The organism is Trichocoleus sp. FACHB-591 (assembly GCF_014695845.1).
Classification (GTDB): Bacteria; Cyanobacteriota; Cyanobacteriia; order FACHB-46; family FACHB-46; genus Trichocoleus.
This window is the reverse complement of sequence record NZ_JACJPA010000096.1, coordinates 103,603-118,514: the sequence shown is the minus strand read 5'-3', so window position 1 is coordinate 118,514 and position 14,912 is coordinate 103,603. Positions and strand designations below refer to the sequence as shown.

The window sequence follows — 14,912 nt, the reverse complement described above, 5'->3', positions numbered from 1 at the left end:
GACCAATGCGTCACGGACGAGGAGCTTAAAACCTTTTGGGATGAAAGCGAGGATGCAATAGAGATTCAACGGCGTGTCCTGCCTGCAAATGCTCTTCCACCACAGCCGGGACATCACTGGGTTGGACTCGGCAATACCAAACTTCATCGGGTACCACTCGCACGTTGGGTGCCATATTGCACTGGCCCAAGCAGCCACTGGCACTGATGCTGGTATCCGGAACAGGCTGAGACTGAAACGCTGCCAAAACTTGAGCTGAGCCTCTAGCTAGACAGTTTTGGTATTGACAAACTAAAACTTGACGCTGACCTGCCGGATCTTCCAACTAAAAAATCCCCGTGCTGTTTTCCCATTCTAGAAAGAGCCAGAATTCTCTGGCCTAGGGAAAAGCACGAGGATTCTACATAGTTAGCGATCGCCAACTGCACCAACTGGCGTTAATTACTTACCAAAGCCACGACCGCGACTGGTGGAAGGGATGCAGAGACACTTTTCTAGTTGCGATCGCAGGGCATCGTGATCTAAGTCTTGACCGATCAGCACCAATTGGTTTTTGGGTTCGCCGTTCCAGGTGTCATCCTCCAGCGAAAAGCGCTTGCCGCTGAGGTGGAAGACGTGACGCTTGGGGCTTTCGTCAAACCAGAGAATGCCCTTAGCTCGGAAGATGCCAGCGGGTAATTGGTTGTCTAAAAAGTGTTGGAACTTCTTAATCGCGAAGGGTTTGTCGCTCTGGAAAGACAGAGAGGTAAAGCCATCATTCTCCAGGTGGTGCGAGTGATGGTCGTGATCGTGGTGGTCGTGAGTGCACTGCCCATGATCATGATCGCAAGCTGAGTGATCGTCATGACCTTGATGATCGTGGTGATCGTGCTCAGCATGGTCATGATGGTGGTCATGATCGTGATGGTGGTCGTGGTGATGATCTGGATTCGGCTCAGAATCAGTAGGGTTGAAATATTTATCTGATTCAAACAGACCCACACTCAGAATCAGCGGCAAGGCGACATTGCCTTTCGTGGTGCGGAGAATTCGAGCGTCTTTCTTCACGTCCCGAATCTTCAGCTCTAGAGAGTCTGCATCGGCTTCATCCACCAAGTCCACTTTGTTGAGCAGAATGATGTCGCCATAAGCAATTTGGTTGTAAGCCGCTTCGCTATTGAACAAATCCAAGCTGTAGTTTTCTGCATCAACCACCGTCACAATCGAGTCGAGACGAGTCAGGTCGCGCAACTCAGTCCCCAAGAAGGTCAGCGCCACAGGCAGGGGATCGGCCAATCCGGTGGTTTCAACCACGAGGTAATCTACGCGCTCTTGCCGCTCTAGAATTTTGTAAACCGCTTCTAGCAAGTCATTGTTGATGGTGCAGCAAATACAACCGTTGCTGAGTTCCACCATGTCATCGCCTGTCTTCACAATCAGCTCGTTGTCAATGCCGATTTCACCAAACTCATTCACCAGAACCGCAGTTTTCACGCCCTGCTGGTTGGTCAGGATGTGGTTCAGAAGGGTCGTCTTCCCACTACCGAGAAATCCAGTAATGATCGTGACTGGCAGACCATGCTTGGGGGCATCCATTGCCTGAGTTTGAGCGAGATCAGTGGCTGATTGCATAGTGTGACTAGTCAGTAATTGCTAGAACAAGAGTTTTTTGGAGTCGAAGCAACCTCAACAATCCGCAGGAGTGTAACGAAGTCTCAAGCCGATGTTGGGCCATCTCCTATAGTAGGCGATCGCTCTGGTTAATGACTGGTTGTGCGATCGCCTTTCTCAAAACACGCCCTACGAAACTTTGGGGTTGGCACCTGTATCTACTGAAATAAAGAGGTGAAATAAAAAGGAGGCTGTGCCTAGTACCCTAGTAGAATCGAAATGTTTAGCCCTACGTTCCTCAAATATTCCTAGTTCACAATGACCCTAACGCTCTACAACAGCCTCACCCGTCGCAAAGAACCTTTTGAGCCGATTGAACCTGGCAAGGTGCGGATGTATTGCTGTGGCGTAACGGTGTACGACTACTGCCACTTGGGTCATGCTCGCTCTTACATTGTTTGGGATACGGTACGGCGCTATTTGCAGTGGCGTGGCTTTGATGTGCGCTACGTGCAAAACTTCACTGACATCGATGATAAAATTCTCAATCGTGCCCGCGAGCAGGGTGTTTCTCCACGAGAAATTGCCGATCGCTATACCCAAACCTATTTTGAGGACATGGCGCGGCTGAATATCCTCGAAGCCGATGAGTATCCCCGTGCTACGCATACCCTCGATGGCATCAAACGTCTGATTCATGAGCTAGAGCAAAAAGGCTTTGCCTATGCTGCGGATGGCGATGTTTACTACAAGGTGCGGCAGTTTTCTGAGTACGGAAAGCTGTCTGGTCGCAAGCTAGACGACATGCAAGCGGGAGCAAGTGGCCGCGTTGAGGTATCCGTAGAGGAACAGAAAAAGCAGGACTCTTTCGACTTTGCCCTGTGGAAGGCGGCGAAACCAGGCGAGGAATTTTGGGAGTCTCCTTGGGGTCAAGGTCGTCCGGGTTGGCACATCGAGTGCTCGGCAATGGTTCGGGAGCACTTAGGCGACACAATCGACATCCATGTAGGCGGATCAGATCTGGTGTTTCCGCACCACGAAAACGAGATTGCCCAGTCGGAAGCGGCCACAGGTCATTCCTTGGCGCATTACTGGCTGCACAATGGCATGGTGAACGTGGGCGGCGAGAAGATGTCCAAATCCTTGGGCAACTTCACCACGATTCGACAAATGTTGGATCATGGTTTAGATCCAATGGTGCTACGGCTGTTTGTGTTGATGGCCCACTACCGCAAACCCATCGACTTTACCGACGAAGCGATCGCCTCGGCTAATAACAGTTGGGACACGCTGAAAGAAGGACTGCTATTTGGCTATCAATATGGGGAGCAACTGAACTGGCCCGATCGCCAAGATTCCGACTTTGGGAATTCCGCCAACATGCGGATTGATATTCAGAGCGCTCCTGTGCAACGCTTTCAGGCAGCAATGGATGACGACTTTAACACCCCCAGCGGTGTCGCCGTTTTGTTTGAACTTGCAAAAGCTCTGATCCGCGAAGGTAACCTTTTGGTTCACCAAGGCAAAACTGAGGTGGATGCTCAAATACTACGCGCTCAATGGCAAACGCTGGTTTGCTTGGCACAAGTTCTAGGACTAGAAGCGGCACCAGAGTCAGACACTGTCACAGGTGGATTAAGTGATGCAGAGATTGAGGCGCTGATTCAACAACGACAGGAGGCTCGCAAGGCCAAAAACTTTGCAGAGAGCGATCGCATTCGAGATGAGTTAAAAGCTCAAGGGATCACCCTAGTTGATCAACCCGGTGGCGTCACAACCTGGCACCGCAGCTAGTTAATTTTGCTGGTTAGGGATTTATGAGACTCGTGAAACCCTAACAACCAGCGCTAAAGCCGATAATGGAGGGGAAGCCATGAGGTTTCCTCTCTTCATCTATTGCTTTTGTGATTTTGCTCAAAGCTCGCGCTATTTGACAACGAACGATGATATCTGAACTCTCAAAGGCGATCGCGGCTCTGGATCTTCCCGCTGATTGGTTGGGTCTGCGAGCCGTAAAAGACACGTCCTCAACCTACGCTGTCCGGGATGGCAAACCTGAAACTAATGGTAAATCTCTGACGCAGGGCGTCATGGTGGAAGTGCTGGTGAATGGGCAACTGGGCTATGGAGCCACCAATTCGCTCAAGTTGGAAAGTCTGCAAGCCGCAGCTAAAACCGCTTACCAGCAAGCCCTTACCGCCAGCCAATGGTCGATTCACCCGACTACTGTGGCAGAGCGGCCTAAAGTGGTGGGGCAGTACAGCTCACCATTTCTGAAACCCTTGCAGTCTTTGACGGCTGGGGAAATTAACGAGGTCTTGGTCAAGCTCTGCCAAACCTTGAAGGTGTCTGATCAGATTGTGCAGACTAGTGCCGCTGCTCATACCAGAGAAATCGAAACTTGGTTTGTCAGCAGCAATGGCTCTGAGGTTTATCAGAAATTCCTAACTTTGGCGACCGACTACGCTGCTACCGCCCAAGCAGGCGCGATCGTGCAACGCCGCAGTCACAACGGCTGGTTAGCCCATTGCCATCAAGGGGGCATGGAGCTGTTTTTAACCCCACAACTATGGGCTGAAGTCAAGCAGGTGGGGGAGCAAGCGGTGGAGCTGCTGAGCGCCGAGGAATGCCCCACTACAGCTACGACGCTGGTTCTGGACCCAGACCAAATGCTGCTGCAAATTCACGAAAGCGTAGGGCATCCGCTAGAACTCGATCGCATCCTAGGCGATGAGCGGAATTACGCAGGGGGCAGCTTCGTCAAACCAAAAGATTTTGGGGAGTTGGTTTACGGTTCGCCGCTGATGAATATTACCTTTGACCCCACCGTTCCGGGTGAGTTTTCTAGCTATAGCTTCGACGATACTGGTGTGCCCGCGACTCGTGAGTATGTGATTCGCGAGGGCGTGTTGGAGCGGGGTCTAGGTAGTTTAGAAAGTCAAGCTCGCCTCGGCCTCCCAGGAGTGGCTTGTGCGAGGGCTACTTCCTGGAATCGCCCGGCGATCGATCGCATGGCTAACCTGAATTTAGAACCGGGCAACGCCAGCTTTGAGGAGATCATCGGCAACATTGAGCAGGGCGTTTATATGCAATCCAACCGCTCTTGGTCGATTGATGACCAGCGGCACAAATTCCAATTTGGTTGCGAATACGCCAAGCTGATCGAGAACGGTCAACTCACCAAGACGCTGCGCAATCCCAACTACCGGGGAACGACACCGCAATTTTGGCGCAGCTTGTCTCAACTCGGCGATCGCTCGACCTGGAAGCTATATGGTTCTCCGGTTTGCGGTAAGGGCGAACCGAATCAGACTATTTGGGTGGGGCATGCCGCTCCTGTTTGTGCCTTTACCAATATTGAGGTGTTTGGAGGTGGTGCGTGAGTTCATCCATCAGTTCATCTGTAATTTCTCCCCTGAGTTCCGCAGAGTTAACTGCTTTAGAATCCAGCTTTGCACAGGTGGTCGAGGCACTGTTGCGCCAAGCCGAATCGGGTGAATTTTTAACGGTAAAACTTAGCAGCGAACGCAGCCAATTTGTTCGGTTCAATCAAGCGAAAGTACGGCAAATCGGGAATGTGGCTGATGGCTCACTTAAGCTCACCTTGATTCGCGACCAGCGCACCAGTTATCGCACTTTTCCGCTTACGGGCGATTTGGAAGTGGACTTGCAGCAAGCTCAACTTGCCTTAGCAGATCTGCGGCAAGAAGTCTCTCAGCTCCCAGTTGACCCCTACTTAGTGATTCCAGCGGGCACCAGTACCAGCCACGATGTGCACTTAGGGCAACTGCTCGCGCCTGAAGCAGTCACCTCCACTGTGCTACCCATTGTGGCTGAGTTGGATTTCGCGGGACTTTATGCAGCAGGCTTGCTAGTGCGGGGCTATGCCGACTCTAGCGGTCAGAAGCATTGGTTTGCCACAGACTCTTTTGCTCTGGACTATTCTTTGTTTGGCACTGGCGGCGAGGCGGTCAAAGGCACGTTGGCGGGGAGCACTTGGGATACAGAGGCTTACAAAACTCAAATTGAAGAGTCTAAAGCCCAACTGCAATTGCTTTCTACTTCCCCTAAACAACTCTCACGCGGACAATACCGCACCTATTTTGCCCCAGCAGCGATCGCGGAATTGGTTGGGATGCTGTCTTGGGGTGGCATTAGTGAAGCCGCTTTGCAGCAAGGCAATAGTGCTTTGAAGGAGTTGCGGCGGGGTCAGAAGCGCTTATCTCCCCGCTTCACACTGAAGGAGAATTTTCAACACGGTTTGGTGCCTCGCTTCAATGAGTGGGGAGAAACAGCTCCGATAGAGTTGCCGCTGATTGTGGCGGGTGAACTGGTGAATACGCTGGTGAGCGATCGCACCGCCAAAGAGTATGGCTTGGCAGCAAATGGAGCTAGTGGTTCAGAGGGCTTGCGATCGCCAGAGATCACTCCTGGGACTCTCGGTCGCGATCAGATATTGGCGGAGTTGGACACAGGATTATATGTGTCGAACCTGCATTATTTAAATTGGAGCGATCGCCCGACGGGTCGGATTACGGGGATGACTCGCTATGCCTGTTTCTGGGTAGAAAACGGCGAAATTGTCGCCCCCATCGAAAATCTACGCTTTGACGAGAGTTTGTACCGCTTTTGGGGTGAGAATCTGATTGATTGCACTAATTTTCAGGAGTTTATCCCTGAGGTGGGCACTTATGGAGGCCGTCAGTTAGGAGGTTGTTGGGTGCCAGGGATGTTGGTGGAAGGGTTTACTTACACACTTTAATTTCGTTGCACCGCTCCTTTTCTGGCATACCTGTAAGAGCTTTGATTCCCCAGACTTGAGGGCTTTTAAGCAGATTCCCCCCAACTTTGTCAGGTTAGGGGGAATCGGTGACGATACGACTTTTTACGACTTTTAAGGGGTCGTGCCGACTTTCTCCTTTTCTAGGCGCAGTTTGGAGCGCTTCACGGGTTCAGGGATGGCGATGGGGTAGTCACCTGTAAAGCAAGCGGAGCAGAAGCTGTTGGGATCTTCACGGGTGGCGATGAGCATGCCTTCCCAGCTGAGATAAGCCAGGGAGTCTACCTCAATCTGTTCAGCAATTTCTGCAACAGATTTGGTCGCTGCAATCAACTGGTCTTGATTGTCGGTGTCAATGCCATAGAAGCAAGGATGGGTAACGGGTGGCGAGGAAATCCGCATGTGTACTTCGGTCGCCCCAGCATCTCGCAAAGCTTTAACAATCTTGCGGCTGGTAGTACCCCGGACGATGGAGTCGTCTACGATAATCACTCGCTTGCCTTCTAGCACGTCTCTGAGTGGGTTCAGTTTCATGCGAATTCCAGCTTCCCGCATGCTCTGGGTCGGCTGAATGAAGGTACGACCGACGTAGCGGTTTTTGATCAGGCCCTCAGCGTAGGGGATACCAGAAGATTGAGAGAATCCGATCGCGGCAGGGATGCCAGAGTCGGGGACAGCAATTACAATATCCGCATCAATCGGGGATTCTTGGGCCAGTTGGCGACCAATCCGCATCCGATAGCTGTATAAGCTTTCTTTACTCATGACGCTATCAGGACGAGCGAAGTAAATCATCTCAAAGATGCAAAGCTTCCGTTGAGGCTGTGGTGCCCAAGGGAATGAAGCTAAACCTGCTTCAGAAATCCAAACCAGTTCTCCGGGTTCTACATCTCGGAGGAACTCAGCGCCAATGATGTCGAGGCCGCAAGTTTCGGAAGAGAGGACGTAGCGCTCTGGCGTGGTTTCGTCAGGACTGGGAATTACTCCAATGACTAAGGGGCGAATGCCATTGGGGTCACGCACACCAATGATGCCGCTGGGAGTACCAATAACGAAGCTGAAGGCTCCTTGGCAACGGTGCAAAGCGCTGATGGTGCCTTCTAACCAATCTTTGCCGCTATTGATAGCTTCGGCGATCGCGAAAGCAGCTAATTCTGAGTCGGTAGTAGTGACCAAATTAAAGTTGTTTTGCAACAGCTCTTGGCGCAGAGTTTCGGTGTTGACCAAGTTGCCGTTGTGAGTCAGAGCTAGGGAACCCAAGCGGGTTTCCACTACAGCAGGTTGAGCATTAACGACGCGGCTAGAACCTGTGGTGGAGTAACGGGTATGGCCGACTGCTAAATGCCCAGGCATTGTACTCAGCATCGACTCGTTGAACACCTGGGAAACCAGGCCCATGTCTTTATGCAAATGGACTTTGTCGCCCTCAAAGGTGGCAATCCCAGCCGATTCTTGGCCCCGATGCTGTAAAGCATATAGACCAAAGTAGGTTAGCTTCGCAACAGCTTGTTCGGGGGCATAAACACCAAAAACACCACAGGCTTCCTCTGGCTTGTCGGGTCGAGCGTCGCCGCTCCCTTCGCCCTGGCTATCACTAGTCAAAGGCAAGGAATCGTCAGGGAACGCAAGATCAGAATGGGTGGGAATCATGCTGCGGTCAGCTCCTAGTAGGTTGAATCGGATGGGGCGGGATTGAGATCGAAACTTTGAACAGCCAGCAGTAGACTTAACGTTTCTTTAATAATCCCACCAAAAACCTTAAACGGAACAACTCCTTGGCCTTAACCCAAGGAATTTGTATCTTGTGCTACAACTACACTTGCCGCGCTACTGTTTTAGACTGCTATGCGACGCTCAATGGCATTGAGCCAGCGATCGCTCATATCTGCAATGCTAACGTCGATAACCGGAACAGAGGGTCTAGTGGAAATCCGTAAACCAGCGTTCGGATTACCCACCTGACCGAGATTTTGCCAGTGTTCTCTCAAGTGCTCTTGCAGATAGGTTTCCCAATTTGCAGCTTGGTCTGGAGCTACAGAAACCAGGATTCTGGCTCCGCCTTCCCCGAATAGGAGCTGATCCCAACGCAGAGAGGAAGGTTGGGAGTCGGAGATATCCAGAGCAATTTCGGCTCCTTTCTGGCCACTAATGCAAGCTTCAGCAAGGGCGATCGCAAGGCCACCTTCAGCACAGTCATGAGCGGAGCGCACCCAACCCTGACGAATACCTTCCCGGCAAGCAGCTTGCACTTGACGTTCTAAATTGAAATTAACGACGGGTGGTTTGCCTGCTACGGTGTTGTGAACGGCAGCGAGATATTCGGATGCACCTAATGTGACGGCTGCGGTTTCCTGAGTATCCCAGCGGAGTCCTAATAAATAGATGCGATCGCCTGTAGCTTGCCAACCTTGACCACAAATTCGGTTTAAGTCTGGGACTAAGCCAACCATCCCGACGACCGGAGTTGGGTAAATCGGTTGGGGTTTGCCTTCGGAGTCGAGGGTTTCGTTGTAGAGCGAGACGTTGCCGCCAGTCACGGGGGTTTTGAACTCGGTACAAGCTTCGGCAAGACCTCGGCAAGCTTCGGCGAGTTGCCAGTAGCCAATCGGTTTTTCGGGACTACCGAAGTTGAGGTTATCGGTGACTGCCAAGGGTTCGGCTCCCACACAACTGAGGTTGCGGGCGGCTTCAGCGACAGCGGCTTTGGCTCCTTCGTAAGGATGCAGATAGACGTAGCGGGGATTGCAGTCTACAGTGGCGGCAACTCCGGTGTTAGCTTGAGCAGGGGAACTGTTAACGGGACGCACGCGCACTACTGCCGCGTCGGCACCACCGGGCATGAGAACGGTGTTGTTCTGTACTTGATGGTCGTACTGCCGATAGACCCAACGCTTCGAGGCGATCGTCGGTGTTTCTAGCAGTTGGAACAAGATTTCATTCCAGGTTTTGGTGCTGCCTGCTAGTTCAATGCCAGCGGCAGAGCAAGGCGGTAGGCGATCGCTCGTCCATTCCCAAGCTTTGCGGGCGTACTCTGGAGCTTCGGCCATCAGTTCCCGGTGATAGATCGGGGTGTTGTCGGCCAAGGCAGTCGCAGGAATCTCCGCCGCGACTTCTCCTTGGAAGAGAATCCGCACGATCGGCTCTTGGATCACGGTGCCTGCGACTACAGCGTGTAGGCCCCAACGCTCAAAAATATCAATCAATTCTTGCTCGCGGCCTTTGTGTGCTACGAACAGCATCCGCTCTTGGGACTCGGAGAGTAGATATTCGTAGGGCACCATGCCAGTCTCGCGCACCGGAATGAGATCTAAATCTAGCTCGATGCCCACGCCACCTTTTGCTGCCATTTCGGAGGTGGAGCAAGTGATGCCCGCTGCACCCATATCCTGAGCTGCAACTACTGCCCCTGTTTTGAAGGCTTCTAGACAAGCTTCAATCAAAGATTTTTCTAAGAAAGGATCACCCACTTGTACGGCTGGGCGATCGTCCATTGACTCATCGCTAAGTTCGGCACTGGCAAAGCTGGCTCCCCCCATCCCGTCGCGTCCCGTGGTGGAGCCGACATACAACACGGGGTTTCCAAGGCCATTAGCTCCCGATTTAACGATTTCTGGGGTTTCCATTAGCCCCAAGGCCATCGCGTTGACCAAAGGGTTGCCAGAGTAGGCAGGGTCAAAGTAAACCTCACCACCTACAGTCGGCACACCCACACAGTTGCCGTAGTGAGAAATTCCTGATACCACGCCGTTGAACAAACGCCGAGTTTTGGCATCATCCAGGGAGCCGAAGCGCAAAGAGTTGAGAATCGCGATCGGACGAGCACCCATTGTAAAGATGTCGCGCAGAATTCCGCCTACCCCGGTTGCCGCCCCTTGGAACGGCTCCACGGCTGACGGGTGGTTGTGGGATTCGATCTTAAATGCCAACTGAAGCCCGTCGCCCAAATCCACGACTCCAGCGTTTTCTCCAGGGCCAACCAAGATGCGATCGCCTTCGGTAGGAAATTGCTTCAGCAGAGGTCGCGAGTTCTTATAGCAGCAGTGCTCGGACCACATCACCCCGAACATGCCCAGCTCGGCTTTGTTGGGATGGCGACCCAAGCGATTGAAAATTTCTTCGTATTCTTCTGGTTTTATACCTTCTGAAGCAATTTCTTCCGGAGAAAACGGAGCCGAGGAAATGGCGGACATAGAAGCCTTGCGCGAATCTGGACAGGTTTCAATTTTATCGATATTTTCCGCGTTTCCTTTCCCCAAATTGTTTGTCTTAAATTCTTTCTTGCACCCAAGCTCGTAGCAATTGCAAGGACTGGACTAAACCCAGAGAATCACTCTGCTCGATAAATTCCAGCACTCTCGCCGCAGGCAAGAAATTAAAGGCAGCGCTGGTTTCAGTAGTGAAATACTGTTGATTTTGTAACTGATAAATTGAGAGTTGATGTTCTGGCGCAGGGGTGCTGTTGTTGCTGGTGTAGCACCAAACTTCTGGAATGCCTAAAGCCGCATAAATTGGGAGCTTATCGATCGCGCTACTGGTAAAGGCAATATCTAAAACTAAATCGGGAACTGGATCACGGGACAAATCAAGATCAGATTTACCCATCATCTCAGGCGCATGAGAAATGTAGAAACAAGCATTCGGCTCGATCGCGCATTGCAGTTCGGGTTGCTGTAACAAAGCTGAATTGAATCCAACGACTTTTAGATACGTTTCATCGGCTAGAACCAACAGAAACGATTCAATCAGTTTGCGATAGCGCTCATGTTCCTCATGCGGGTTCATCATTTCCATCCGCCCCCGATAGTAGGCGAAGCGAGTGGCACGTTCTGCACCTAGCTCTGCCAATATATTCTCGAATTTTTGCCAGCTAATTTTGTCTAGTACAACCCGTTGCTCAGACGTTACCGAACTGCTACTCATGCCAAGACCTCGATCTGTCTTCTCCATTGAATAGTAGTGGACTCCCTCTCAAAGTCTTTCTAGAAGTTCACCAGATTTAACGGCGATCGCTCCTACTCACTAAATCTGACTGAATCTCAAAATCTGCTCAGCAGTGAAAGCTGGTTGTTCTAGATGAGGCACATGACCGCAATCGCGTATCCAAACGAGCTGACTGTTCGCGATCGCCTCTCTGAATTTTTCAGCATCTGCCGTTCCTAGCATGTCATCGCGATCGCCCCAGAGGATCAGCGTCGGTTGGTGAATTTGGGAGACTTGCTGAGCTGACAGATTGTAGCCACCGCTTTTGGTGAAGCTAGCGATCGCTTCGGCCCATCCCGGCATGTCTAAATGCACTCCCGCACAACGAATTGCTTCTAGGTCTGTGGCACTGAAACCAAAGGTAGTGCCGAAACTCAGCGGTAGAAGTTTACGCTGTCGCCAGAACTCGACCGCAAACATATCGAGAGGCGCAAACAAGAACTGCCCTAGGGGAAAGGTGCCACTGAAACCCACACTATCGATCAGCACCAACTTCTCAACGCATTGGGGATAGGCGAGGGTAAAGTCGATCGCCGCTGCACCCCCTAGAGACGCACCCACTAAAATCACGGGTCGCTGAATTAAAGTCTGCCAAAAACTATATAGGTGAGTTCTAATGGTGCTGGGATTGAGAGGGAGATCAGCCACTCGTTCCGTAAAGCCTGACCCTAATAAATCAACTGCCCATGTTTTTTGCTGCTGTGCTAAAAGAGGTGCGATCGCTCGAAACTCCAACACTGAGCTATCAAACCCATGTAATAAGAGAATGGGGCTACCTCCGTTCCCTTTCCGCACATAAACTGTCGAGATTGGTTGGACTGTTAGCGGTGTAGGAATTGCCTGTTGTTGAATTTGCTGAGCTAAGGCGATCGCCGTTGGGTCTTTGAGCGATCGCACAGTCCGAGGGAGAAAGCTGGGAAACATGACAGGCAGCACTACAAACAAAAAAAGGATACCTGGGTGAGGTATCCCTGTAATCTCTCTGTGTTAGGAGCTGAAGTTCTACGACTGCACTCGTAGCGTTAGGTGAACCGTAGCCGTTAGTTCTTGAGAAGGTCGCCAAGCTTGTAGCGATCGCCGAATTTCCTCAATTACTGCCTGCTCCTTAAGGGACGATGATTCTTCATTAAGCATGACCTGTCTCACTCGACCGTTGTTAACTTGAAGTTCAAACACTACCTGACCACCCCTAAAGTCAGGGAGAAGCTGAACTGACTCAAGGTGCTGAGCTAGGAATTGGTTAGAGTTTAAGTGTTGCGTAAGGAGGGCGATCGCATTTACGTCAAGTCCAGTAGCATCAATAATTTGTAGCTGCTGCTCAGGTATCGAGCCTAAACTTTTCTGGGATGATACTCCTAAGTTAAATCCTTCGTCATCTGCCAGCCTAGGAGAAGGTATAGAAGGACGGGACATAGCAGGAGGAGCAAGTAAGAAGTCATCCTCTTCAGTTCCCACCATATTGGGGGAAATTAGGGTGACATCATAATCCTGTGCTGGGATGTCAAAAACAGGTCTTTGTCGTCTCATCTTGCTAACAGGTGCGGCCATTGGTGCGGGTGGACTAGAGTAGGCAACATTGCCAAAGACTCCTTCATAACTGGCTCCTTCAGGCATCTCCACCGGGACTTGGACGGAGACAGAAGCTTCTGTAGCATCTACTCTCACCTCATCACTTACCGCTACAAAAGCAGTGTATTGAGAGAGGAGTTGATAGGCCAAGGCTGTATCCGTCACAGCTTCTACTCCTGCCTTGGTGTCACCGCTGAGCATTTGATTCATCAAGTCTTTGATGCGGGCACGGCCCCAAAGTTGAGCGATCGCGGGATTTCCTGCTTCTGCAAACTGGAGTTGAAAAGTCTGTTGATAGCGCTTTCCTCCCGCCGCTATACCAGAGATATGCAACTTGCCAGAGTGTTTATCCTCCTTGCGACCAAATAAGACCAAGGGCTGTTCAGCAAAGAGATCCGGTGGTGCAGAGGGATAAAAGATAGGTTCGCTGCCTGCTCCTTCCCATTGCAACTGGATATTGGTGAGAACAGGATTGTTGATCTGGCGGAAGAACTGCTCTGTTACCTGATCGGTGGGCTCATCATGTCGAATAACCCGAGAGATGCCTCTACCGACTTCAGCAATGCGATTGAGCAAGAAACGATTCACAGAACTGCCTGCGCCAAAGCTGTAGAGACGAGTACTCGGTTGGAGATGACGTTGCACTTCAGCCAAAATCTGGTTCTCGTTGCCAATGTAGCCATCGGTGAGTAGAACAATGCTCCGCAATCTACCCGGATCAGTGACCGGGAAGTTCAGCACGGCTCGAATGCCACGCAACATCTCGGTGCCACCCCCAGCCGTGAGCTGATTGACATAGCGAATCGCTCGCTGCTGGTTTTGGGGTGTGTTGGGCAGCGGCACGGGAGAGAGTTGCTGCGTGGTATCCGAGAAATCGATGATGGAGAAGGTGTCGTCAGGGTTCAGACCTTGTATGAAGCGACGCATCAGCTCCTGACACTGAGCTAGAGGAGCACCCGCTTGGGAACCAGAGGTGTCAATTAGAGACACCATATCCTTCGGCACCATTTGATCTGGATGGTATTGGATGGCTGGAATTAAATAGACCGCAAAGTGACCCCCGCGATCGCCCGCTTCTGTGAGAACAGTGGTTTGCGTTTCGGCTCCGGAAACTTGATAACGCAGAATTAGATCTTTGTTGGGAATCGTATCTCCGCCTGCAAGTTTAATCTGGGCGATCGCTCCCTGAGGGATAATCTGAATTTGATGGGAAGGAGAATGGATCTCCTGAATGGCAACACCAGCATTGATCTCGACAGTGACACTGATATCATGCCCAGAACGCGTCCCTGGTGGCAAAATAGGAGCGTTGAGGTGAGAGGCATCGGGTACTAAATCAGTATCTTGGTTTAACATCATCGGCGCTGCTGCCGAACCGCTGCCGATCGCGTTTTCCTCAATTAGGTTGCCAGGGACATAGCGCGGACCCACCACCATTGGAAATACAAACTCATAGCTCCCTCCCAGCGTCTCAGGAGCTGTAGCGCCAGTAAACTTTAAGCTCTCGGTGTAGCAAATCACCACATTTATTTGTTCGCCTGGTTTGATGTTGGCGAGAGATTGCGTAAAGATGTTGTCCCGTTCCTGTTCTAGCAGCCCTGCCGTGCGTCCTTGTCGCTTGGCTTGCTCGTAGATTTGCTGGGCTTCTTGGCGTTTTTTAATGCTGCCTTGGATGGTGCGATCGCCAATCCGAATCAGCATGTCATCCACTGCCGCTTCATCAGGTAGCGGGAAAATGTAAACCGCTTCGAGGGTGGTGATGAAGGGGTTCTCGAAACTCTGCGTCACTTCTACCCGCGCAAGATTCCCCGCAATCTTGGCCTGCACTGCGGTGTGCTTGAGTGGGAAAGCGAGTTGCTGACGCTCGGCAGTCTGGACATATAAGCCACCCGATTGGCGTTCTGTTGTCTGAGTCATGGCGGCAACCTCCGACGCTATTGTTTGTTATTCTCAGCGTAGTTACGTCTATTCGCTAACCATGCTCAGCTTTATG

10 protein-coding genes are annotated in these 14,912 nt (G+C 51.5%); 3 read left to right on the top strand and 7 right to left on the bottom strand.

What is annotated here, in order from left to right; genetic code table 11:
• Window positions 1-25 precede the first annotated feature (25 nt).
• Both H6F90_RS18600 and H6F90_RS18595 read right to left on the bottom strand, forming a co-directional pair.
• The gene (locus H6F90_RS18600; protein ID WP_190553788.1) at window positions 26-325 is read right to left on the bottom strand and encodes a ferredoxin; all 300 of its coding nucleotides are present in this window, start codon (window positions 323-325) and stop codon (window positions 26-28) included.
• 116 nt (window positions 326-441) lie between these two features.
• Window positions 442-1,611: a GTP-binding protein gene (locus tag H6F90_RS18595; protein ID WP_190553787.1), complete on the bottom strand. Its 1,170-nt coding sequence runs from the start codon at window positions 1,609-1,611 to the stop codon at window positions 442-444.
• Window positions 1,612-1,908: 297 nt separating this feature from the next.
• Between H6F90_RS18595 and cysS the strand changes: the two genes are divergently transcribed.
• The 3 genes from cysS to H6F90_RS18580 all read left to right on the top strand — a co-directional run bounded on the left by cysS (window position 1,909) and on the right by H6F90_RS18580 (window position 6,352).
• Window positions 1,909-3,384: a cysteine--tRNA ligase gene (cysS, locus tag H6F90_RS18590; protein ID WP_190553786.1), complete on the top strand. Its 1,476-nt coding sequence runs from the start codon at window positions 1,909-1,911 to the stop codon at window positions 3,382-3,384.
• A gap of 149 nt (window positions 3,385-3,533) precedes the next feature.
• Complete coding sequence (locus tag H6F90_RS18585) at window positions 3,534-4,973, top strand: TldD/PmbA family protein (protein WP_190553785.1); 1,440 nt, start codon at window positions 3,534-3,536, stop codon at window positions 4,971-4,973.
• Window positions 4,970-6,352, top strand: coding sequence for a TldD/PmbA family protein (locus H6F90_RS18580; protein WP_370588048.1), 1,383 nt, complete (start codon window positions 4,970-4,972; stop codon window positions 6,350-6,352). Before H6F90_RS18585 ends, H6F90_RS18580 begins: the two co-directional genes overlap by 4 nt.
• Window positions 6,353-6,484: 132 nt before the next feature.
• Here H6F90_RS18580 and purF read toward each other — a convergent pair whose 3' ends face one another.
• The 5 genes from purF to H6F90_RS18555 form a co-directional block, all read right to left on the bottom strand.
• Window positions 6,485-8,020, bottom strand: a complete 1,536-nt coding sequence (gene purF, locus H6F90_RS18575) for an amidophosphoribosyltransferase (protein ID WP_190553784.1) — start codon at window positions 8,018-8,020, stop codon at window positions 6,485-6,487.
• Between the two features lie 185 nt (window positions 8,021-8,205).
• On the bottom strand, window positions 8,206-10,560 hold the full coding sequence (purL, locus tag H6F90_RS18570) for a phosphoribosylformylglycinamidine synthase subunit PurL (RefSeq protein WP_190553783.1): 2,355 nt from the start codon (window positions 10,558-10,560) through the stop codon (window positions 8,206-8,208).
• A 76-nt stretch (window positions 10,561-10,636) separates the two neighbouring features.
• A complete protein-coding gene (locus H6F90_RS18565) occupies window positions 10,637-11,290 on the bottom strand; it encodes a Uma2 family endonuclease (protein ID WP_190553782.1) in 654 nt (217 codons plus the stop codon).
• 99 nt (window positions 11,291-11,389) lie between these two features.
• Complete coding sequence (locus H6F90_RS18560; RefSeq protein ID WP_190553781.1) at window positions 11,390-12,274, bottom strand: alpha/beta fold hydrolase; 885 nt, start codon at window positions 12,272-12,274, stop codon at window positions 11,390-11,392.
• A 78-nt stretch (window positions 12,275-12,352) separates the two neighbouring features.
• Window positions 12,353-14,836, bottom strand: coding sequence for a VIT domain-containing protein (locus H6F90_RS18555; protein ID WP_190553780.1), 2,484 nt, complete (start codon window positions 14,834-14,836; stop codon window positions 12,353-12,355).
• Window positions 14,837-14,912: the final 76 nt, after the last annotated feature.

Bases quoted from the DNA above. Each gene is read 5' to 3' on its own strand.
- H6F90_RS18595 (WP_190553787.1), bottom strand. From the start codon at position 1,611: ATGCAATCAGCCACTGATCTCGCTCAAACTCAGGCAATGGATGCCCCC.
- purF (WP_190553784.1), bottom strand. From the start codon at position 8,020: ATGATTCCCACCCATTCTGATCTTGCGTTCCCTGACGATTCCTTGCCT.
- purL (WP_190553783.1), bottom strand. From the start codon at position 10,560: ATGTCCGCCATTTCCTCGGCTCCGTTTTCTCCGGAAGAAATTGCTTCA.
- H6F90_RS18560 (WP_190553781.1), bottom strand. From the start codon at position 12,274: ATGTTTCCCAGCTTTCTCCCTCGGACTGTGCGATCGCTCAAAGACCCA.
- H6F90_RS18555 (WP_190553780.1), bottom strand. From the start codon at position 14,836: ATGACTCAGACAACAGAACGCCAATCGGGTGGCTTATATGTCCAGACT.
- cysS (WP_190553786.1), top strand. From the start codon at position 1,909: ATGACCCTAACGCTCTACAACAGCCTCACCCGTCGCAAAGAACCTTTT.
- H6F90_RS18565 (WP_190553782.1), bottom strand. From the start codon at position 11,290: ATGAGTAGCAGTTCGGTAACGTCTGAGCAACGGGTTGTACTAGACAAA.
- H6F90_RS18585 (WP_190553785.1), top strand. From the start codon at position 3,534: ATGATATCTGAACTCTCAAAGGCGATCGCGGCTCTGGATCTTCCCGCT.